Origin of the sequence: Enterobacter sp. RHBSTW-00175, from assembly GCF_013927005.1 — a bacterium.
Lineage (GTDB): Bacteria > Pseudomonadota > Gammaproteobacteria > Enterobacterales > Enterobacteriaceae > Enterobacter.
Window position 1 is genome coordinate 2,879,119 of sequence record NZ_CP055930.1, and the last position, 21,731, is coordinate 2,900,849.

The window sequence follows — 21,731 nt, forward strand, 5'->3', positions numbered from 1 at the left end:
CGTGGCGAAAGCTCCAAAACGCGCATTTGTCTGTAATGAATGTGGCGCGGATTATCCGCGCTGGCAGGGGCAATGCAGTGCCTGTCATGCCTGGAACACCATTACCGAAGTGCGTGGTGTGGCGGCTTCGCCGAGCGTGGCCCGCAATGAGCGCCTCAGCGGCTATGCGGGGAATGCCGGTGTGGCGAAAGTCCAGAAGCTCTCGGACATCAGCCTGGAAGAGTTGCCACGTTTCTCTACCGGATTCAAAGAGTTCGACCGTGTGCTTGGCGGTGGGGTAGTGCCGGGTAGCGCCATTCTTATCGGCGGTAACCCGGGGGCCGGTAAATCGACGCTGCTGCTGCAAACCCTGTGCAAACTCGCCGAGCAGATGAAAACCCTGTACGTCACGGGGGAAGAGTCATTGCAGCAGGTGGCGATGCGTGCGCACCGTCTTGGTCTGCCGACCAGCAACCTGAACATGCTCTCGGAAACCAGCATTGAACAGATTTGCATGATTGCTGAAGAAGAGCAGCCGAAGCTGATGGTTATCGATTCCATCCAGGTGATGCACATGGCGGATATCCAGTCTTCGCCAGGCAGTGTGGCTCAGGTGCGCGAAACCGCAGCCTATCTGACACGCTTTGCCAAAACGCGCGGCGTGGCGATTGTGATGGTTGGCCACGTAACCAAAGATGGCTCGCTTGCCGGGCCGAAAGTGCTCGAACACTGTATCGACTGCTCGGTGATGCTCGACGGCGATGCGGACTCCCGTTTCCGTACGCTGCGCAGCCATAAAAACCGCTTTGGCGCGGTGAATGAGCTGGGCGTCTTTGCCATGACCGAACAGGGGCTGCGTGAAGTCAGTAATCCGTCAGCCATCTTCCTCAGCCGTGGTGATGAAGTCACCTCCGGCAGTTCGGTGATGGTGCTCTGGGAAGGTACGCGCCCGCTGCTGGTGGAAATCCAGGCGCTGGTGGATGTCTCGATGATGGGCAACCCGCGGCGTGTGGCGGTTGGCCTGGAGCAGAACCGGTTAGCTATCCTGCTGGCCGTGTTGCACCGTCACGGCGGCCTGCAAATGGCGGATCAGGACGTCTTTGTTAACGTGGTGGGCGGCGTTAAAGTCACCGAAACCAGTGCTGACCTCGCATTGCTGCTGGCGATGGTGTCCAGCCTGCGCGACAGGCCGCTACCGCAGGATCTGGTGGTCTTTGGCGAAGTAGGTCTTGCCGGGGAAATTCGCCCGGTGCCGAGCGGCCAGGAGCGTATCTCTGAGGCGGCCAAACACGGGTTCCGTCGGGCCATTGTGCCAGCGGCGAACGTGCCGAAAAAAATCCCTGAAGGGATGCAGGTTTTCGGCGTGAAGAAACTCGCAGATGCATTAAGTGTTTTTGACGACTTATAATTATACCCGTCATACTTCAAGTTGCATGTGCGTTGGCTGCGTTCGCTTACCCCGGTCACTTACCTTTAGTAAGCTCCGGGGATGCGCTTCCTTGCCGCCTTCCTGCAACTCGAATTATTTAGGGTATGTGTATTCGATGTTGCAGGAGGCACCGTAATTAATGTCATCATTTGACTATCTCAAGACCGCAATTCGCCAGAAAGGCTGCACCTTGCAGCAGGTGGCGGATGCCAGCGGTATGACCAAAGGCTATCTGAGCCAACTGCTGAATGCCAAAATCAAAAGCCCCAGTGCGCAAAAGCTGGAAGCATTGCATCGCTTCCTGGGGCTAGAATTTCCGCGTATGCAAAAGAACATCGGTGTGGTTTTTGGCAAGTTTTACCCGCTGCATACCGGGCATATCTATCTGATCCAGCGCGCCTGTAGCCAGGTTGATGAGTTGCACATCATCATGGGCTACGACGAAAAACGTGACCGCGAGTTGTTCGAAGACAGCGCTATGTCGCAACAGCCGACGGTGCCGGATCGCCTGCGCTGGCTGCTCCAGACCTTTAAGTACCAGAAAAATATTCGTATTCATGCGTTCAATGAAGAGGGCATGGAGCCGTATCCGCACGGCTGGGACGTGTGGAGCAATGGCGTGAAAGCCTTTATGGAAGAGAAGGGGATCGCGCCTAACTGGATCTACACCTCTGAAGAGCTAGATGCCCCGCAGTTCCGCGAGCATCTGGGTACGGAAACGGTGCTTATCGACCCAAAACGCACCTTTATGAGCATCAGCGGGGCGCAGATCCGTGAAAACCCGTTCCGCTACTGGGATTACATTCCGACTGAAGTGAAACCGTTCTTTGTGCGTACGGTAGCCATTCTGGGCGGTGAGTCGAGCGGTAAGTCGACGCTGGTCAACAAGCTGGCGAACATCTTTAACACCACCAGTGCCTGGGAGTACGGGCGTGATTATGTCTTCTCCCATCTGGGCGGCGATGAGATGGCGCTCCAGTATTCCGACTACGATAAGATTGCGCTTGGACACGCGCAGTACATTGATTTTGCAGTGAAGTACGCCAACAAGGTGGCGTTTATCGATACGGATTTCGTCACCACGCAGGCGTTCTGTAAAAAGTACGAAGGCCGCGAACACCCGTTCGTCCAGGTGCTGATTGACGAATACCGCTTCGACCTGGTGATCCTGCTGGAAAACAACACCCCGTGGGTTGCTGATGGGATGCGCAGCCTTGGCAGCTCGGTAGACAGAAAAGAGTTCCAGACCATGCTGGTGGATATGCTGCACGAGAACAACGTGGAGTTTGTGCATGTCGAAGAATCAGACTACGACAACCGCTTCCTGCGCTGTGTGGAGCTGGTGAAAGAGATGATGGGGGAGCAGGGGTAAAACACTTACCCCTCACCCTAACCCTCTCCCCATAGGGGAGAGGGGATCGCACGGAGCTGTCTTTACCCTCTCCCCTGTGGGGAGAGGGCAGGGTGAGTGGGAACAACCCACTCAGTACTCAACCACGACTTTCCCCCGCATATGTCCGTCCAGCACTTTACGGTGTGCCTCACTGATGCTTTCCACGCTCAATCCGTGCAGTGTTTCACTGAGCGAGCTTTCCACCACGCCATTATCTACCAGCTTCGCCACCTCGTTTAAGATCTCACCCTGGCGTGCCATATCTGCGGTCTGGTACATGCTGCGGGTGTACATAAACTCCCAGTGCAGCGCGGCGGATTTGGATTTGAGTTTGTTCTGATCCAGCGGATGTTCGTTCTCGACGATTGTACAAATATGCCCCTGAGGTGCGATCAGGTCGCTCACGGCATCCCAGTGGCCGTCGGTATCATTGAGGATGAAAATATAATCCACAAAGTTGAGTCCCTGTTTTGCCAGTTCGCCTTTCAGATCGCGGTAGTTCACTACCATGTCTGCACCGCGATCCCGACACCACTTAGCTGAATCTTCCCGCGAGGCGGTGGCGATCACTTTTACCTTGCTGTTGTGCTTCGCAAACGGGATTGCAAGCGATCCCACACCGCCCGCTCCACCAATGATCAGCAGTGTTTTATCCTGCCCGGCATCCTGAATGTTCAGCCGCTCAAACAGCCCTTCCCACGCCGTCAGGGCGGTCAGTGGCAATGCAGCCGCAGCGGCCCAGCCCAGGCTTGCAGGCTTGCGCCCGACGATACGGGCATCAATCAGCTGATGCGTGGTGTTGCTACCCGGGCGGGTGATGTCACCTGCGTACCACACTTCATCGCCCGGTTTGAATCCGGTCACGCTTGCCCCAACGGCTTTAACGATGCCGCTGGCATCCCAGCCAAGAATTCGTGGGTCTTTCAGGCCATTTTTGGCAATACCTGCGTGTACTTTGGTATCGACCGGATTAATGGAAACGGCTTTCACCTCGACCAGCAGGTCGTGTTCGCCGGGCTGTGGCATCGGTTGGGAAATTTCAATAAAAGCAGCAGGATTTTCTGGGTTAACGGCAATAGCTTTGACTGACATGGTGAGCTCCTCAATGGAATGCGTTTTGTTGAGGCTAGTCTATTAAGTGGTCAGTTGCGTGATAAGATGGACAATCGAGAACGAAGTGTTCGCACAGGATGAACAATCATGTTTAAGCAGCTTCAGGATATGGCGCTGTTCGCGCTGGTGGCAGAAATGGGCAGTTTTACTGCGGCAGCGCAAAAGGCCGGGCTGCCAAAATCCAGCGTGAGCCAGCGGATCAGCCAGCTTGAACAACAGGTGGGGATCAGGCTGCTGAACCGCACTACGCGTAAGCTCAACCTGACCTTTGCGGGCGAGCATTATCTGGTGCATTGTCGGGAGATGCTGGCGGCCAGCGAGCGTGCCGAGTACGCCATTCAGCGGCTGCGGGAAAACCCCAGCGGGCGACTGCGGATCACCTGTCCGGCAGGGATTGGCGCGACGCTGCTGGCGCATATGAATGCCGAGTTTCAACTGCGCTACCCGGATGTCTCGCTGGATGTCTCTATCTCTGACGATGTGCTGGACCTGGTGGCGTCCGGGTTCGACGTGGCGCTGCGTACCGGTAAGCCGCAGGATTCATCGCTGATTGGCCGCATGATTGGGCACTGCCCGCGTTATATGCTGGCCTCGCCGGGCTACCTGGCACAGAGGGAGCCGCTTAGCCATCCCCGTCAGTTGGTGGAACATCGCTGTATTACCCATAAGTCGTGGTCAGAATGGCTGTTACAAAGTGAGAGCGAGGATTACCGCTATCTGCCGGATAACGCCCATATGACGGATAACCTGGTGTACGCCCGGGAATGTGCCATCGCAGGCGCCGGCATTACGCTGCTGCCTGCTTTTCTGCTGGAAGATAAGGTGGAGAAGGGGGCGTTGGTCAACGTGCTGCCAGAGTGGAATGTCGAAGGGAATGACCTGTGGCTGGCCTATCCGAGCCGCAAGCTGAATTCGCCGGCACTGATGAGCTATATCGACTTTGCGATGCAGTTTGATGAGGTGAAGCGGTTTTACGTGGGGCGGTGAAACTGTGCGGCCTGATGCCCTCACCCTGACCCTCTCCCTGTACGGTCCGGGGACATGGTAGACAGGTGTTCGGGGACATGGTGAACACTTTTTAACATCCTTTACCCATGGTGATCGACTTTTTCTTCAGGTCGATCACCCCCACTTTCGTGCTGTACCACCACACCTCGTAGCTGCCGTCTTCCTGCATCTCCTTCAGCCCGACCCGTTCTCCCCTGAACGCCTTGCCTGCGCTCAGACTTACCCCTTTCACGCTCAGCTTTCCGCTGATATCCACTTTCCTGACCATCACGCCCTCGTCGTATTCCGGGGGCGTGGTGTTGCCGCTGTACTGCCGCTCTGACGGCTTATACCGCGACCCCGGTACCGCCATATCCAGCGCCTCATGCGGGCGTTCAAGGTTATAGACTGTCCGCCAGTGGTCGAAGGCGCGCTGCAGTTCGCCCCCGCTCGCGAACCACTTCCCCTGCAGCACTTCTGCCTTCAGGCTCCGGTGAAAACGCTCCAGCTTACCCTGCGTCTGCGGATGATACGGCCGGGAGTGCCCCACCCGGATACCCAGACGCATCAGCCACAGCTCCAGCGCCGTCCAGGTGCCGGTGGTGTCTCCCCACGGAGAACCGTTGTCCATCGTCATCCGGTCCGGCAGGCCGTAGCGCTCAAACACGCTGACCAGCTGCTGCTGCACGGTCTCGCGCCGTTCATCGGTACAGTGCGCCAGGCACAGGGAAAATCGGGAGTGGTCGTCCAGCAGGGTGAGCGGATGGCAGCGGCCGCCTCCAAAGGGAAAGTGGCCCTTAAAATCCATCTGCCAGAGGCGGTTCGGCGCGTCATGTTCGAACCGTCCCGTGGCGGGAATGCCCGGTGAAGTGCCCGGCAGCAGACCGTGACGGGCCATGAGGTTATGGACGGTGCTGAAGGCGGGCATGGTGTGCCCCTGGTCTTCCAGCCAGCGCTTTATCTTGCGTGCGCCCCAGCGTTCATGGCGGTCATGCGCCATACGCAGCAGGGCAGTGATGTCGTCAGATGAGCGGTTCGGGGAATGGTGCGGTATGCGCGGGCGGTCCTGAAGGCCAGAGGCCCCTTCCTCCGCCCAGCGGCGAAGCCACTTATAGCCAGTGGCAGGTGAAATGCCGAAGCGACGGCAGAGGGAACGGATGTTCGCCCCGTCCTGCGAGGCGAACAAAACAAACTCGGTACGTAATGACATGGTATCTCTCGCATCCCAGGACATAAGCGACTCCATAAACGGGTTCTTATGCCTTAGTTGTAAGTGTCTACCATGTCCCCGAACAAGTGTTCACTATGTCCCCGGACCGTACATCCCAAAGGGAGAGGGAACAAACATAAAAAACGGCAACCGAGGTTGCCGTTTTGCTTTTATTTTGCAATACGCTTGTACTTGATACGCTTCGGCTCCAGCGCGTCTGCGCCCAGCGTGCGTTTCTTGTACTCTTCGTATTCGGTGAAGTTACCTTCAAAGAACTCCACTTTACCTTCATCCTGGTAATCCAGAATGTGGGTCGCAATACGGTCAAGGAACCAACGGTCGTGCGAGATAACCATGGCACAACCCGGGAACTCCAGCAGGGCGTTTTCCAGCGCGCGCAGGGTTTCGATGTCGAGGTCGTTGGTTGGTTCATCGAGCAGCAGAACGTTGCCGCCAACCTGCAACAGTTTTGCCAGATGCAGACGACCACGCTCACCACCGGACAGCTCACCTACGCGTTTACCCTGGTCGGTGCCTTTGAAGTTAAAGCGGCCAACATAGGCGCGGCTTGGCATCTCGGTGTTACCGATACGCATGATATCCAGACCGCCGGACACTTCTTCCCACACGGTTTTGCTGTTATCCATCGCGTCGCGGAACTGGTCAACAGAGGCCAGCTTCACGGTATCACCCAGGGTGATAGAACCGCTGTCTGGCTGTTCCTGACCCGACATCATGCGGAACAGGGTGGATTTACCCGCGCCGTTCGGACCGATAATGCCCACGATAGCGCCTTTCGGTACGGAGAAGGTCAGGTCATCAATCAGCAGGCGGTCGCCGTAAGACTTACGCAGGTTGCTGACTTCAACCACTTTATCCCCCAGACGTGCTCCAGGCGGAATAAACAGTTCGTTGGTTTCGTTACGTTTCTGGTATTCGGTGTTGTTCAGCTCTTCGAAGCGTGCCAGACGGGCTTTGCCCTTAGACTGACGGCCTTTTGCGCCCTGACGAACCCATTCCAGCTCTTTCTCGATAGACTTGCGACGCGCCGCTTCAGCCGAAGCTTCCTGCGCCAGACGCTGATCTTTCTGCTCCAGCCAGGAAGAGTAGTTACCTTCCCACGGAATACCTTCACCGCGGTCCAGCTCCAGGATCCAGCCTGCCACGTTGTCGAGGAAGTAACGGTCGTGGGTAATCGCCACAACGGTGCCTTCGAAGTCGTGCAGGAAGCGTTCCAGCCATGCCACGGATTCTGCATCCAGGTGGTTGGTAGGTTCGTCGAGCAGCAGCATGTCTGGTTTTTCCAGCAGCAGGCGGCACAGCGCCACGCGGCGGCGTTCACCACCGGACAGGTTCGCGATTTTCGCATCCCAGTCTGGCAGACGCAGCGCATCCGCGGCACGTTCCAGCTGCACGTTCAGGTTGTGGCCGTCGTGCGCCTGGATAATCTCTTCAAACTTACCTTGCTGTGCGGCCAGCTTATCGAAATCTGCATCCGGTTCAGCGTATTTAGCGTACACCTCGTCCAGACCTTTCAGTGCGTTAACCACTTCGGATACCGCTTCTTCAACGGATTCACGGACAGTGTGTTCCGTGTTCAGCTGAGGTTCCTGCGGCAGGTAGCCGATTTTGATGCCAGGCTGCGGACGGGCTTCACCTTCGATGTCTGTATCGATGCCGGCCATGATGCGCAGCAGGGTGGACTTACCGGCACCGTTGAGACCCAGAACACCGATTTTTGCGCCCGGGAAGAAGCTCAGCGAGATATTTTTAAGAATATGACGTTTCGGCGGGACAACTTTGCCGACACGATGCATGGTATAAACGAATTGAGCCACGTTGGACTTCGCCTCTTTTATCGTAATGAAAATAGGTTTCAGCTGCGAAGTGTAGCCTTTTTCCCGGTCTAATCACAGCCAGGAACGTCAGGAGTGTTAAAACGCGCAAGAAAGGTAAAAAAGTGTCCATGACGTGGCGCGTTGCCGGATGCCTGGTTAGCATAAGTTGATTAGACTTTGACGTGGCAAGACGCTGCAATTGACGAAAAAACAATGAGGAAGAGCTTGTGGAAAAAGCCAAACAGGTGGTCTGGCGTCTGCTGGCTGCCAGCGTATGCGTGATGGCGGTAAGCCAGGCGGTACATGCCGATTCACTGGATGAACAACGTAACCGCTACGCGCAAATCAAGCAGGCGTGGGACAACAAGCAGATGGATACTGTGCAGGCCCTGATGCCAACACTCAAAGATTATCCGCTGTATCCGTATCTGGAGTATCGCCAGATTACGGACGATCTCATGAATCAACCGACGGTTGCCGTGAATAACTTTATTCAGGCGAACCCAACATTGCCGCCGGCGCGCACCTTGCAGTCTCGTTTTGTGAACGAACTCGCGCGCCGTGAAGACTGGCGCGGGTTGTTAGCATTCAGCCCGGAAAAACCGAATACCACAGAAGCGCAGTGTAACTTCTACTACGCAAAATGGGCCATAGGGCAGCAGGATGAAGCCTGGGCAGGGGCAAAAGATCTGTGGCTGACCGGGAAAAACCAGCCTAATGCCTGTGATTCCCTCTTTGGCGCCTGGCGCGCATCCGGCAAACAAGATCCGCTGGCCTATCTTGAACGTATTCGTCTGGCGATGAAGGCCGGTAACACGCGTCTGGTCACGACGCTTGCCGGGCAAATGCCGTCGGACTACCAGACCATCTCTTCTGCGGTTATCGGTCTTGCGAACAATCCTAATTCGGTAATGACCTTTGCCCGTACCACCGGTGCTACCAATTTTACCCGCGAGATGGCGGAAGAGGCCTTTACCAGCGTGGCGCGTGACGATGTGGAAAACGCGCGGCTGATGATCCCACAGCTGGTGCAGGCGCAGCAGCTTAATGAAGAGCAAAACCAGGCGCTGCGCGATATCGTGGCGTGGCGATTGATGGGGACGGATGTCACTGACGATCAGGCGCGTTGGCGTGATGACGCGGTGATGCGCTCGAACTCAACCTCGCTGGTGGAGCGCCGCGTGCGGATGGCGTTGGGTAGCGGCGACCGCCGCGGGCTAAATACCTGGCTTGCCCGTCTGCCAATGGATGCAAAAGAGAAAGATGAATGGCGCTACTGGCAAGCTGACCTGCTGCTGGAGCGTGGGCGTGATGATGAAGCAAAAGAGATCCTCCACTCTCTGATGCAGCAGCGCGGCTTCTACCCGATGGCTGCGGCACAGCGTCTGGGCGAAGAGTACACCTTCCGTATCGACAAAGCGCCGGGTAATCCCAGTGCGACGCTGATTCAGGGGCCAGAAATGGCACGCGTACGTGAGCTGATGTACTGGAATATGGATAACACCGCGCGCAGCGAGTGGGCGAACCTGGTCACCAGCCGCACGACGGACGAGAAAGCGCAACTGGCCCGCTATGCCTTTGATAATCACTGGTGGGATCTGAGCGTGCAGGCGACGATCGCCGGTAAACTGTGGGATCATCTCGAAGAGCGTTTCCCGCTGGCTTATAAAGATCTGTTCGATCGCTATACCAGCGGCAAAGATATCCCGCAAAGCTACGCCATGGCGATTGCACGTCAGGAGAGCGCCTGGAACCCGAAAGTGCGCTCCCCGGTTGGGGCAAGTGGGCTAATGCAAATTATGCCGGGCACGGCCGCGCACACCGTGAAGATGTTCAATATTCCAGGTTACAGCAATCCTGCACAACTGCTTGACCCGGATACCAACATCAATATCGGTACCAGCTATTTGCAGTATGTTTATCAGCAGTTTGGTAACAACCGTATCTTCTCTTCAGCGGCGTATAACGCCGGGCCTGGGCGTGTGCGTACCTGGCTTGGTAACAGCGCTGGTCGTATTGATGCCGTGGCGTTTGTCGAGAGTATTCCGTTCTCTGAAACTCGCGGATATGTGAAGAACGTCCTGGCTTATGATGCCTACTATCGTTACTTCATGGGACAGAAAGATACCTTGATGAGCGACGCTGAGTGGCAGAGACGTTACTGATCGGCATGGGTTGTGTTATGCTGTACTCGTTAATGAGTACAACAGGCGGCATAACATGACCCAGCATTCCCCTTATTCATCGGCGATGGCCGAACAACGCAACCAGGAGTGGCTTCGTTTTGTGGAGTTGCTCCGGCAGTCTTATGTAGAGGATCTGCACTTACCGTTGTTACAGCTGATGCTGACGCCCGACGAGCGTGAAGCTCTGGGCACGCGCGTACGCATTATCGAAGAGTTACTGCGGGGCGAAATGAGCCAGCGCGAACTGAAAAACGAGCTGGGCGCAGGTATCGCGACGATCACTCGCGGCTCAAACAGCCTGAAGTCTGCGCCGGTTGAACTGCGTCAGTGGCTTGAAGCAGTATTGTTGAAAAACGCCGGATGATGGCTTCGCCATCCGGCCTACAAATTCAACGATATATCGCGTTATGAAACGGGCTTAACGCCAGGATCACTGCCTGATGGTACACGCTTGAACGCGTCAGGGTGCCAGCGGTAAAGACGCCAATTGCCCCTTCCTTACGACCAATCTCATCGATGCCGGTGTACTGTGACATCACCGGCCCGAGCGCTTCACCCGCGCGCACTTTATCCAGAATAATGGCCGGTAATGGCAGCGTGGCCGAGCGCGCTTCGCCACTCAATTCCCGGTTTTCGATAACAACCCAGCTGAATGTTGCGCCTTCGTCGATGCCCGCTTCAATCGCGACCCAAAAGTCTGCCTCAGGGCAAGCTGTCTTTGCATTGGCAACACGATTTCGTGCGCCAGCGCGCGTTTCCTCGCTTCCAAACGGTTGTTCAGGTACAGCACTCTCGACGGATACGGCGTCAATATGGCAGGATCCTTCGCCGAAGATCTCTTCAAATGCCCTTAGAATTGCCTGAATTTTGGCAGGATTAGTGGTAGCAGAGACAACATGGTGCATAATTAAGCTCGATTCAAAAAAACTCATCGCAGTATAACGGAAAAAAAGCATGTTACAGGTATACCTTGTTCGCCACGGTGAAACGCAGTGGAACGCCGAGCGACGTATTCAAGGCCAGTCAGACAGTCCTCTCACCGAAAAGGGTGTGCAACAGGCGTGGCAGGTAGCGGAACGCGCCAAAACGCTGGGCATTACTCACGTTATCGCAAGCGACTTAGGTCGCACGCAACAGACCGCGCGTATTATCGCTGATGCCTGCGGCTGCGACGTTGCCCTCGAGCCGCGCCTGCGTGAGCTGAATATGGGCGTGCTGGAAAAGCGCCATATCGATTCTCTGACTGAAAAAGAGGAAGGCTGGCGTCGTACGCTTGTTAACGGTACTGAAGACGGTCGAATTCCTGATGGTGAATCGATGCAGGAGCTGAGCGTGCGTATTCATGCCGCGCTGGCTGAGTGTCTGAAGCTCCCTGCCGGAAGCCGTCCGTTGCTGGTAAGCCACGGTATCGCGCTGGGCTGCCTGGTGAGTACGATTCTGGGCTTGCCTGCTTATGCAGAGCGCCGTTTGCGCCTGCGTAACTGCTCTATTTCCCGTATCGATTATCAGGAAAGTCAGTGGCTGGCGTCTGGCTGGATTGTGGAGATGGCAGGGGATATTTCGCATCTCGATGCCCCTGCGCTGGATGAATTACAGCGTTAGTGCCTGATAGGGATTAAGAATTCCATCCGCAGATTGATTGGGCGTTCTTCCGGTTTCACATCACTTGCCGGGTAGTAACGCTCAATGTCCTGACCTTTACGACGATTCAGATTCAGCATTGGCATACAGGTGCCGTAAACGGTCAGGATAAATTCCTGAACGCCCGTCCCCAGACCTTCATACGTGAACATAACGTACTCGCCACCTTCCAGCACCACGGGTTTAGAGCCCTGGATGTAGCCATTGGCCATATCCGGCGTTAACGCTGTGGTGTAGAACACTTCCTGCTCGTCGTCTTTTTCCAGGCTTGGATGCGTTTCGTTCAGGCCATACAGCAGTGGAGGAATGGCGGGCGCATGGCTCAGGAAATCGCGCCAGAACTGTACGCGCATCTGGTGACGGAACTCGGAAATCTGCTCCAGCGAACATGAATAGCTTTGCGTCGTCCCAATCAGATGGGTTTCCGGTAGCGTAATGATTTCATATTTAGGCATGGCGAACTCGCCCAGACGCAGCGGCGGACGCATACCAAAAGAGCTCCAGTCAGGCGAGCGGCGATAGAGCGCTGGCGTTAACGAGAACTGCTTTTTAAAGGCGCGGGTGAAGGTTTGCTGTGAATCAAAGCGATATTGCAGTGCAATATCCAGAATCGGCCGCGCGGTAAGACGCAGTGCGACAGCAGACTTTGACAGACGACGTGCGCGAATATAAGCACCGATAGCATGACCGGTGACATCCTTGAACATCCTTTGCAGATGCCACTTGGAATAGCCTGCTTTTGCCGCCACATTATCCAGTGACAAAGGCTGGTCGAGATGACCTTCCAGCCAGGTAAGCAGATCGCGAATAATTCCAGCCTGATCCATATACTATCCTCATCCTTAAAACAGCAGGTGCCTGATAACAGGTTAGCGGATAATAGCATTTTTTGATGTTTTAGCATTCAGTGTTTTTTTTGCTCATTAATGCTTTTTGCCGCACATTATGGGCGAATATATTCTAATCCTGTGATCTTGCTGCATTTTTATCTAACCTGTTGAATAATCGCTCAGCGTAATTTTAAAGAATGGTAACAATATGAAATACAAGACATTGATCTTAACCGCCGCCTTGCTGATGGTGGGCCGTGTGGCCCAGGCAGAACAGATTGGTTCTGTCGATACGGTGTTCAAAATGTTCGGTCCTGACCACAAAATCGTGGTTGAAGCCTTCGATGATCCTGACGTGAAAAACGTCACCTGCTATATCAGTCGGGCGAAAACGGGCGGTATCAAAGGTGGCCTGGGGCTGGCTGAAGATACTTCTGATGCGGCTATTTCGTGTCAGCAGGTTGGCCCGGTCGAGCTGAGTGATAAAATCAAAAACGGCAAAGCGCAGGGGGATGTGGTGTTCCAGAAACGCACGTCTCTGGTGTTCAAAAAGCTGCAAGTCGTGCGTTTTTATGATGCCAAACGCAACACGCTGGCGTACCTGGCGTACTCCGACAAAGTGGTGGAAGGGTCGCCGAAAAATGCGCTGAGCGCAGTGCCGATTATGCCGTGGCACTAATTCAGGGATGAATCATGCAACAACCTGTGGTCTGGCTGGTTGAAGACGAAATCAGCATCGCCGATACGCTTATCTACATGCTCCAGCAGGAAGGATTCATGGTGAAAGCGTTTGAGCGCGGTTTACCGGTGCTGGAAGAGGCGCGGCGGCAGGTTCCCGCGCTGGCTATTCTGGACGTCGGTCTGCCGGATATCAGCGGCTTTGAACTGTGTCGCCAGCTACTGGCGCTGCATCCGTCGCTGCCGGTGCTGTTTCTGACGGCACGCAGTGATGAAGTGGACAAACTGCTCGGCCTGGAAATGGGCGCGGATGACTACGTTGCTAAACCGTTCTCGCCGCGTGAAGTCTGCGCCCGGGTAAGGACTATCCTGCGACGGATGCAAAAATCCGCCGTACCCTCTGAAATCGTCCGAATCGGGCAGTTCGAGCTGAACGAGCCTGCGGCCCAAATCACCTGGTGCGGAGAGCCTTTGCTGCTGACCCGCTATGAATTCCTGCTGCTCAAAACGCTGTTGCAGGCACCGGGACGCGTGTTTTCGCGCCAACAGCTCATGGATAAAGTCTGGGGTGATGACGGCGACAGTTTTGATCGTACCGTAGACACCCACATCAAAACCCTGCGTGCCAAGCTGCGGGCGGTGAATGACGCGCTTTCGCCCATCAGCACCCATCGCGGAATGGGCTACAGTCTGGGGCTTTATTGATGCGTATTGGAATGCGACTGCTGCTTGGGTATTTCCTGATCGTCGCCATCGCCGCATGGTTCGTGCTGTCGATCTTCGTCCAGGAAGTGAAGCCCGGCGTGCGCAGGGCAACGGAAGGCACTCTGATCGATACCGCGACGCTGCTGGCCGAAGTTGGGCGGGATGATTTGCTCTCGGGTGATGCGCAGCAGGGAAAACTGGCGCAGGCGTTTTCACAGCTGCATCAGCGGCCTTTTCGGGCCAACATTGGCGGCATTCACAAAGTCCGCAACGAATATCATGTCTACATGACCGACGCGCAGGGCAGGGTGGTGTTTGATTCCGCCGGTCTGGCCGTAGGGCAAGATTATTCCCGCTGGAACGACGTCTGGCTGACACTTCGTGGCGAATACGGAGCGCGCAGTACCCAGAGTCACCCAGACGACCCGGAGAGTACGGTGATGTACGTTGCCGCACCGGTCAGGGATCAGGGTAAAATTATCGGCGTGCTCTCGGTCGGGAAACCGAATATGGCAATGGCTCCCGTGATCCACCGTAGTGAACGGCGGATACTGTGGGCGGGTGGTGCGCTGCTCGGCATTGCGTTGCTGATTGGTCTGGCGGTGGCATGGTGGATTAACCGTTCGATCGGCACCTTGTCACGCTATGCTGACTCGGTGACCACCGATGCGCCGCTGCCGTTACCCAATCCGGGCAGCAGTGAACTGCGCAAGCTGGCGCAGGCGCTGGAAAATATGCGCATTCGTCTGGAGGGGAAAAACTACATTGAACACTATGTCCATGCGCTTACTCACGAGCTGAAAAGCCCGATTGCCGCCATTCGTGGGGCGGCAGAAATTCTCGCAGAGCAACCGCCGCCACAGGTGGTCGCGCGGTTTATTGATAATATCCTGGTGCAAAACGCGCGTATGCAGTCGCTGGTTGAAAAGCTGCTCACGCAGGCGCGGCTTGAAAACCGGGTGGAGATTGTGCCGGTGAGTGTCAGTGTCGATACGCTGTTTATACGCCTGGCTGACACGCGCACTGCACTGCTGGCGGCGAAAAATATTACGCTTATCTGTGACAACACTTCCCTCAGTGTCGCGGGCGAACCGGATTTGCTCGAACAGGCGCTGGGCAATTTACTGGATAACGCTATCGATTTTACACCGCCGGGTGGCGTCATTAGTCTTATTGCGCGCGAAGCACAAAAGCAGGTGCAGCTCATCGTGACCGATAGCGGGAACGGGATCCCGGACTATGCGCTGGCGCGCGTTTTTGAACGCTTCTATTCACTGCCGCGTGACAACGGGCTGAAGAGTAGCGGGCTGGGGCTGGCATTTGTTCAGGAGGTGGCTCGTCTGCATCAGGGAGAGATAACGTTGCACAATCGGGAAGAGGGAGGCGCTATCGCAACGCTGACACTTCACCCTCACTTCACATAGCTTCAAACTGGCCCCACATAACCTCGTTACGCTCTCTTCATCACAAAGGAGACGTAATGATGAAATCCCCCCTGTTCTGGAAAGTAAGCACCCTGCTGGGGTGCATCCTGCTGCTGTTAGTTCCGCTGTTTATGGTCAGCAACCTGATTTCGGAGCGCGAGAGCTACCGCAATGACGTTGAAAATACCCTTCGCCAAAGCACCAGCGGACCACAAAAACTGGTTGGCCCGCTGATTGCCATTCCGGTAACGGAGGTTTTTTACAAGATAGAAGATGAGAAGCGGGTTGAATACAAGAAAAGTTATCAGCATTTCATTTTGCCGGAGTCCCTGCTTGTTGAAGGCAATCAGCACGTTGAGTCCCGGAGCATTGGCATTTATGACGGGCAGATCTGGAATACGGATCTGAAAATCAAAGCGCAATTCTCAACAGAAAAAATGGCGCAGCTGAAAGGGGAAACCATGACCCTCGGACAGCCATTTATCGTGGTCGGGGTTGGCGATTCTCGCGGAATTGGTACGGTGAGTGTGTCAAAAATTAACGGTGAGACGCTGAGCGTCGAGCCGGGTTCGGGCGCTTACGGGGCACTTTCCGGTATCCATATACCACTGACGGATAAAGCGCTGGAAGCGAAAACCTTTACGCTGGAGATGTCGCTGAATCTGGCAGGCACCGGCAGTTTTGCCGTGGTACCGGTAGGTCGTAACAGTGAATTGACGCTCAACAGCAACTGGCCGCATCCGGGATTTATGGGTGATTACCTGCCGGTTAAGCACAAGATTAGCGAAACGGGTTTCCAGGCGAACTGGCAGAGCAGCTGGTTTGCAAACAATATGGAGAGCTGGTTTAGCGGACAACCGTCACCAGAATGGCGCGACATTCCGGCCTTCAGCGTCACGGTTGCCACGCCTGCGGATCAATACCAATTGACCGACCGCGCCGTGAAGTACGCTATTTTACTGATTGTGCTGACGTTTATGGCCTTCTTTGTCTTCGAAACCTTAACCGGTCTGCGTCTGCATCCGATGCAGTACCTGCTGGTGGGGCTCTCACTGGTGCTGTTCTATCTGGTGCTGCTTGCATTGTCTGAGCATGTTGGGTTTGCCCCCGCATGGATTATTGCAAGCCTGGTTGGTGCGGCGATGAACGGGATGTATTTGCAGGCGGTACTGAAAAGCTGGCAGAGAAGTGGCATGTTTGTCCTGGCATTGCTGGGGCTGGATATGGTGATGTGGTTCCTGCTGCGTTCAGAGGACAGCGCGCTGCTGCTGGGGTCTGCGGTTCTGGCGCTCGCGCTGTTTGCAGTGATGTACCTGACGCGCCACTTCGACTGGTACTCGCTCTCTCAGCCTAAGCGTCCAAAGTCGCCCGTAGAGCCGGATGATGAAGAAATGCGAATCTGGAAATAAAAAAAACGGCGCGTTAAGCGCCGTTTTTTAATGCGTTATGTACAGGATCACTCCTGCAAGTCACCGCAGAAGCGATAGCCTTCGCCATGGATGGTGGCGATGATTTCCGGTGTATCTGGCGTTGATTCGAAGTGTTTACGAATACGACGGATAGTCACATCGACGGTACGGTCATGAGGCTTCAGCTCGCGACCAGTCATTTTCTTCAGCAGCTCAGCACGGGACTGGATCTTGCCTGGGTTTTCGCAGAAGTGCAGCATGGCGCGGAATTCACTGCGCGGCAGCTTGTACTGCTCACCGTTCGGGCTAATCAGTGAACGGCTGTTGATATCGAGTTCCCAGCCATTAAATTTGTAGCTGTCTACGCTACGACGCTCTTCACTGACCGTACCCAGGTTCATGGTGCGGGACAGCAGGTTGCGTGCACGAATGGTTAACTCGCGAGGATTAAACGGTTTGGTGATATAGTCATCCGCACCGATTTCCAGGCCAAGAATTTTATCAACTTCGTTGTCACGGCCTGTCAGGAACATCAACGCAACGTTCGCCTGTTCACGCAGTTCGCGCGCCAGAAGAAGGCCGTTTTTGCCCGGCAGGTTGATATCCATAATGACCAGATTGATATCATTTTCAGAAAGGATCTGATGCATCTCTGCGCCATCGGTCGCTTCAAAGACATCGTAGCCTTCTGCTTCGAAAATGCTCTTTAACGTGTTGCGTGTTACCAACTCGTCTTCAACGATAAGAATGTGCGGGGTCTGCATGTTTGCTACCTAAATTGCCAACTAAATCGAAACAGGAAGTACAAAAGTCCCTGACCTGCCTGATGCATGTCGCAAATTAACATGACCGGCCTAACGTGACTAAAGTACGTAATTGCGTTCTTGATGCACTTTCCATCAACGTCAACAACATCATTAGCTTGGTCGTGGGTACTTTCCCTTTGGACCCGACAGTGTCAAAAACGGCTGTCATCCTAACCATTTTAACAGCAACATAACAGGCTAAGTGACACCGGACACCCAATAAAACTACGCTTCGTTGACATATATCAAGTTCAATTGTAGCACGTTAACAGTTTGATGAAATCATCGTATCTGAATGCTAGCCTTTGTCACAATTTTTCAATAAACCAACTAGTTGCGGACATTGATTGATAAACAACACGAATCCAATCATTAAAGGGTATTCACACGGCCATTATCATTACAAAACATAAGGATAAGAGGGTTCTGTTAACATTCTAACTGATTGTTCAGTCACAAAATAGTTTAGCGATTTTAATTTGTTAAGAAACGCTATTTCGGTGATTTGTGTTGCAAATTTGTAAATTCGTGCTGCGTAATATGTTGAAGTGCATCACATTTTTACCCGCTAACTGATTAAAAAGAGAGCATAAATGCATCTTTCGATTGTGCTGGTAGCTCCAGCAAGAGCTGAAAATATAGGCGCTGCGGCGCGTGCCATGAAGACCATGGGTTTTACCGATTTGCGTATCGTGGACAGCACGGCGTACCTGGAACCCGCAACGCGCTGGGTCGCACATGGTTCAGGCGATATCATCGATAATATAACGACTTACGACACGCTGGCGGATGCGCTGCACGATATTTCCTTTACCGTTGCGACCACCGCGCGCAGCCGGGCGAAGTTCCATTACTACGCGACACCTGCCGAACTGGTGCCATTACTGGCTGAAAAAAGCGAATGGCTGACGAAAGCGGCGCTGGTATTTGGCCGTGAAGATTCGGGCTTAACCAACGAAGAGCTGGAGCTGGCCGATGTCCTGACCGGTGTTCCTATGGTTGCCGATTATCCATCGTTGAATTTAGGGCAGGCGGTGATGGTCTACTGCTATCAATTAGCATCCTTAATGCAAACCACTCCTGCTCAGATAACGGGCACAGATGAAAATCAGCTGGTGGCGTTACGCGCCCGTTTGCAGAATTTGTTAACGGCGCTGAACGTGGCTGACGATCAAAAAATGGCTGACTGGTTGCATCAGCGCCTGGGGCGTCTTGAGCAGCGAGACACGGCAATGTTGCACCGATTACTGCACGACATTGAAAAAAAATTGACCGAATAAAATACCGCCATAAGTTTTTAATATGGCGAAATTGACTAATATCATGGGTTGTGTTTGGGTGATTCGGATGAAAATAAATCTGCAAGCAGCGGGAGATGAGAGTGTCCCGAATTGTGATCAAATTAAAAATTCATTGACTTAAGGTGCCCGATCCTTTAACCCTAAAAGAATACAGCACAGACAGATAATAATTACAGAGTACACAACATCCATGAAACGCATCAGCATCACTACTATTACCACAACCATCATCATTACCACAGGTAACGATGCGGGCTGACGCGTACAGGAAAAACAGAAAAAAGCCCGCACCTAAACAGTGCGGGCTTTTTTTTCGGCTAAAGATCATGAGGTAATTCCATGCGAGTGTTGAAGTTCGGCGGTACATCAGTGGCAAATGCAGAACGTTTTCTGCGTGTTGCCGATATCCTGGAAAGCAACGCCAGGCAGGGGCAGGTAGCAACCGTGCTCTCTGCCCCGGCGAAAATCACGAATCACCTGGTGGCGATGATTGAAAAAACCATCGGTGGCCAGGATGCACTCCCGAACATAAGTGACGCAGAGCGGATCTTCGCCGAGCTGCTTCAGGGGTTGGCAGATGCTCAGCCTGGCTTCCCGCTCGCGCAGCTGAAAGCCTTTGTCGAACATGAATTTGCCCAGATCAAACACGTCCTGCACGGTATCAGCCTGCTGGGTCAGTGCCCGGATGGCATCAATGCGGCGTTAATCTGCCGCGGTGAGAAGCTCTCCATCGCCATCATGGCGGGCCTGCTGGAAGCGCGCGGTCATAACGTCACCGTTATCGACCCGGTCGAAAAACTGCTGGCAGTAGGTCATTACCTCGAATCGACTGTTGATATTGCCGAATCTACCCGCCGTATTGCCGCGAGCAAAATTCCGTCTGACCACATGATCCTGATGGCCGGCTTCACCGCCGGGAACGAGAAGGGCGAGCTGGTGGTTCTGGGACGTAACGGCTCGGACTACTCTGCTGCCGTGCTGGCAGCCTGTTTACGCGCCGACTGTTGCGAAATCTGGACTGACGTCGACGGCGTGTATACCTGCGACCCGCGCCAGGTCCCTGATGCCAGGTTGTTGAAATCGATGTCGTATCAGGAAGCCATGGAGCTGTCTTACTTCGGTGCTAAAGTGCTTCACCCACGTACCATCTCTCCGATTGCCCAGTTCCAGATCCCTTGCCTGATTAAAAATACCGGTAATCCGCAAGCGCCAGGCACACTGATTGGCGCCAGCACTGATGAAGACGGCCTGCCGGTGAAAGGCATTTCTAATCTGAATAACATGGCGATGTTTAGCGTGTCTGGCCCGGGCATGAAAGGCATGGTTGGCATGGCGGCCCGTGTGTTCGCGGCAATGTCCCGCAATGGCATTTCCGTTGTGCTGATCACCCAATCCTCTTCCGAGTACAGCATCAGCTTCTGCGTACCTCAGGGCGACTGCCTGCGCGCTCGTCGTGCGCTGGAAGACGAATTCTATCTGGAGCTGAAAGAAGAGTTGCTGGAGCCGCTGTCCATTCAGGAGCGTCTGGCGATCATCTCTGTGGTGGGTGACGGGATGCGCACCCTGCGCGGTATTTCTGCCAAATTCTTTGCGGCGCTGGCGCGCGCCAATATCAACATCGTGGCGATTGCCCAGGGCTCGTCCGAGCGTTCCATCTCCGTGGTGGTTGATAATGATGACGCTACCACCGGCGTTCGCGTTGTCCACCAGATGCTGTTCAACACCGACCAGGTGATTGAGCTGTTCCTGATTGGCGTGGGCGGTGTCGGCGGCGCGCTGCTGGAGCAGGTAAAGCGCCAGCAGGCATGGCTAAAGAAGAAGCATATTGATTTGCGCGTGTGCGGTATCGCGAACTCGAAAGCGCTGCTGACCAACGTCCACGGCCTGAATCTGGAAAACTGGCAGGGGGAGCTGAGTGATGCGAAAGAGCCTTTCAACCTGGGGCGGCTTATCCGTCTGGTGAAAGAGTATCACCTGTTAAACCCGGTGATTGTTGACTGTACCTCTAACCAGGCCGTAGCGGATCAATACGCTGACTTCCTGCGAGAAGGGTTCCACGTGGTAACGCCGAACAAAAAGGCCAACACCTCGTCAATGAATTATTACCATCAGCTGCGTCTGGCGGCGAGCAAATCACGCCGCAAGTTCCTTTACGACACCAACGTTGGCGCAGGGCTGCCGGTTATCGAGAACCTGCAAAACTTGCTGAACGCCGGTGATGAACTGCAACGTTTCTCTGGCATTCTTTCTGGCTCGTTGTCGTTTATCTTCGGTAAGCTGGATGAAGGGATGAGCTTGTCGGAAGCGACGCGTGCGGCACGTGAGCTGGGCTACACCGAGCCGGATCCACGCGATGATCTTTCCGGGATGGACGTGGCGCGTAAGCTGCTGATCCTGGCGCGTGAAACCGGACGCGAGCTGGAACTTTCGGATATCGTGATTGAACCGGTTTTGCCGGCAGAGTTTGATGACAGCGGCGATGTCAGCACCTTTATGGCCCGTCTGCCGCAGCTTGACGATGCATTTGCTGCACGTGTTGCGAAAGCCCGTGATGAAGGTAAGGTATTGCGCTATGTTGGTAACATTGAGGATGACGGCGTTTGCCGTGTGAAGATTGCTGAAGTGGATGGCAACGATCCGCTGTTCAAAGTCAAAAACGGCGAGAACGCCCTGGCGTTTTACAGCCACTATTATCAGCCATTACCGTTGGTGCTTCGCGGTTATGGCGCGGGGAACGATGTCACAGCTGCGGGTGTATTTGCCGACCTGCTTCGTACCCTGTCATGGAAGTTAGGAGTTTAA

At 54.5% G+C, this 21,731-nt stretch carries 20 protein-coding genes and 1 other annotated feature; of the genes, 14 read left to right on the forward strand and 6 right to left on the reverse strand.

The window, feature by feature from the left end; translation table 11 throughout:
- The first annotated feature begins 1 nt into the window (after position 1).
- Complete coding sequence (gene radA / locus HV107_RS13710; protein WP_182059502.1) at positions 2-1,387, forward strand: DNA repair protein RadA; 1,386 nt, start codon at positions 2-4, stop codon at positions 1,385-1,387.
- A gap of 160 nt (positions 1,388-1,547) precedes the next feature.
- Positions 1,548-2,780: a multifunctional transcriptional regulator/nicotinamide-nucleotide adenylyltransferase/ribosylnicotinamide kinase NadR gene (gene nadR, locus HV107_RS13715; protein WP_182059503.1), complete on the forward strand. Its 1,233-nt coding sequence runs from the start codon at positions 1,548-1,550 to the stop codon at positions 2,778-2,780.
- A gap of 111 nt (positions 2,781-2,891) precedes the next feature.
- Here the strand turns inward: nadR and HV107_RS13720 are convergent, their stop codons facing one another.
- Positions 2,892-3,893: a zinc-binding alcohol dehydrogenase family protein gene (locus tag HV107_RS13720; protein ID WP_182059504.1), complete on the reverse strand. Its 1,002-nt coding sequence runs from the start codon at positions 3,891-3,893 to the stop codon at positions 2,892-2,894.
- 108 nt (positions 3,894-4,001) lie between these two features.
- On the opposite strand from HV107_RS13720, the gene HV107_RS13725 reads away from it, so the two are divergent.
- On the forward strand, positions 4,002-4,901 hold the full coding sequence (locus HV107_RS13725; protein ID WP_182059505.1) for a LysR family transcriptional regulator: 900 nt from the start codon (positions 4,002-4,004) through the stop codon (positions 4,899-4,901).
- A gap of 91 nt (positions 4,902-4,992) precedes the next feature.
- On the opposite strand, the gene HV107_RS13730 is transcribed toward HV107_RS13725, so the two are convergent.
- Both HV107_RS13730 and ettA read right to left on the reverse strand, forming a co-directional pair.
- The gene (locus HV107_RS13730) at positions 4,993-6,147 is read right to left on the reverse strand and encodes an IS481 family transposase (RefSeq protein ID WP_182059485.1); all 1,155 of its coding nucleotides are present in this window, start codon (positions 6,145-6,147) and stop codon (positions 4,993-4,995) included.
- A gap of 134 nt (positions 6,148-6,281) precedes the next feature.
- Positions 6,282-7,949, reverse strand: coding sequence for an energy-dependent translational throttle protein EttA (gene ettA, locus HV107_RS13735; protein ID WP_014068814.1), 1,668 nt, complete (start codon positions 7,947-7,949; stop codon positions 6,282-6,284).
- Positions 7,950-8,176: 227 nt separating this feature from the next.
- Between ettA and sltY the strand changes: the two genes are divergently transcribed.
- Positions 8,177-10,114: a murein transglycosylase gene (gene sltY, locus HV107_RS13740; RefSeq protein ID WP_182059506.1), complete on the forward strand. Its 1,938-nt coding sequence runs from the start codon at positions 8,177-8,179 to the stop codon at positions 10,112-10,114.
- 55 nt (positions 10,115-10,169) lie between these two features.
- Positions 10,170-10,499 carry a trp operon repressor gene (gene trpR, locus HV107_RS13745; RefSeq protein WP_182059507.1) on the forward strand — a complete coding sequence of 110 codons (330 nt, stop codon included), beginning with the start codon at positions 10,170-10,172 and terminating at the stop codon, positions 10,497-10,499.
- A 25-nt stretch (positions 10,500-10,524) separates the two neighbouring features.
- On the opposite strand, the gene yjjX is transcribed toward trpR, so the two are convergent.
- A complete protein-coding gene (gene yjjX, locus HV107_RS13750; protein WP_182059508.1) occupies positions 10,525-11,040 on the reverse strand; it encodes an inosine/xanthosine triphosphatase in 516 nt (171 codons plus the stop codon).
- Positions 11,041-11,089: 49 nt separating this feature from the next.
- On the opposite strand from yjjX, the gene gpmB reads away from it, so the two are divergent.
- Complete coding sequence (gene gpmB, locus HV107_RS13755) at positions 11,090-11,737, forward strand: 2,3-diphosphoglycerate-dependent phosphoglycerate mutase GpmB (protein ID WP_182059509.1); 648 nt, start codon at positions 11,090-11,092, stop codon at positions 11,735-11,737.
- Here gpmB and robA read toward each other — a convergent pair.
- On the reverse strand, positions 11,734-12,603 hold the full coding sequence (robA, locus tag HV107_RS13760) for an MDR efflux pump AcrAB transcriptional activator RobA (RefSeq protein ID WP_182059510.1): 870 nt from the start codon (positions 12,601-12,603) through the stop codon (positions 11,734-11,736). The two genes, gpmB and robA, sit on opposite strands and share 4 nt — an antisense overlap.
- Before the next feature lie 211 nt (positions 12,604-12,814).
- Between robA and creA the strand changes: the two genes are divergently transcribed.
- Genes creA through creD form a run of 4 tightly spaced genes read left to right on the forward strand, consistent with a single transcriptional unit; the run spans position 12,815 to position 16,822 of the window.
- Positions 12,815-13,285 (forward strand): protein CreA, encoded by a 471-nt coding sequence (gene creA, locus HV107_RS13765; protein WP_014068820.1) that lies wholly within the window; start codon positions 12,815-12,817, stop codon positions 13,283-13,285.
- 14 nt (positions 13,286-13,299) lie between these two features.
- A complete protein-coding gene (gene creB, locus HV107_RS13770; RefSeq protein WP_182059511.1) occupies positions 13,300-13,989 on the forward strand; it encodes a two-component system response regulator CreB in 690 nt (229 codons plus the stop codon).
- Positions 13,989-15,413: a two-component system sensor histidine kinase CreC gene (gene creC / locus HV107_RS13775; RefSeq protein ID WP_182059512.1), complete on the forward strand. Its 1,425-nt coding sequence runs from the start codon at positions 13,989-13,991 to the stop codon at positions 15,411-15,413. The genes creB and creC overlap by 1 nt, the downstream gene beginning before the upstream one ends.
- A 56-nt stretch (positions 15,414-15,469) precedes the next feature.
- Positions 15,470-16,822: a cell envelope integrity protein CreD gene (creD, locus tag HV107_RS13780; RefSeq protein ID WP_182059513.1), complete on the forward strand. Its 1,353-nt coding sequence runs from the start codon at positions 15,470-15,472 to the stop codon at positions 16,820-16,822.
- A 47-nt stretch (positions 16,823-16,869) separates the two neighbouring features.
- Here creD and arcA read toward each other — a convergent pair whose 3' ends face one another.
- Positions 16,870-17,586 (reverse strand): two-component system response regulator ArcA, encoded by a 717-nt coding sequence (arcA, locus tag HV107_RS13785; RefSeq protein WP_003856501.1) that lies wholly within the window; start codon positions 17,584-17,586, stop codon positions 16,870-16,872.
- A 95-nt stretch (positions 17,587-17,681) separates the two neighbouring features.
- Here arcA and yjjY point away from each other — a divergent pair, with 95 nt between their 5' ends.
- From yjjY to thrA, 4 genes are all read left to right on the forward strand, one after another.
- Entirely contained in the window at positions 17,682-17,822 is a 141-nt protein-coding gene (gene yjjY / locus HV107_RS13790) for a protein YjjY (protein WP_001541509.1), read from the forward strand.
- Positions 17,823-18,221: 399 nt separating this feature from the next.
- The gene (locus HV107_RS13795; protein ID WP_182059514.1) at positions 18,222-18,908 is read left to right on the forward strand and encodes a tRNA/rRNA methyltransferase; all 687 of its coding nucleotides are present in this window, start codon (positions 18,222-18,224) and stop codon (positions 18,906-18,908) included.
- Positions 18,909-19,119: 211 nt separating this feature from the next.
- Complete coding sequence (thrL, locus tag HV107_RS13800) at positions 19,120-19,188, forward strand: thr operon leader peptide (protein WP_015572623.1); 69 nt, start codon at positions 19,120-19,122, stop codon at positions 19,186-19,188.
- Positions 19,127-19,244: a sequence feature (Thr leader region), on the forward strand. (Overlaps the previous gene by 62 nt.)
- A 24-nt stretch (positions 19,245-19,268) precedes the next feature.
- On the forward strand, positions 19,269-21,731 hold the full coding sequence (gene thrA / locus HV107_RS13805) for a bifunctional aspartate kinase/homoserine dehydrogenase I (RefSeq protein ID WP_182059515.1): 2,463 nt from the start codon (positions 19,269-19,271) through the stop codon (positions 21,729-21,731).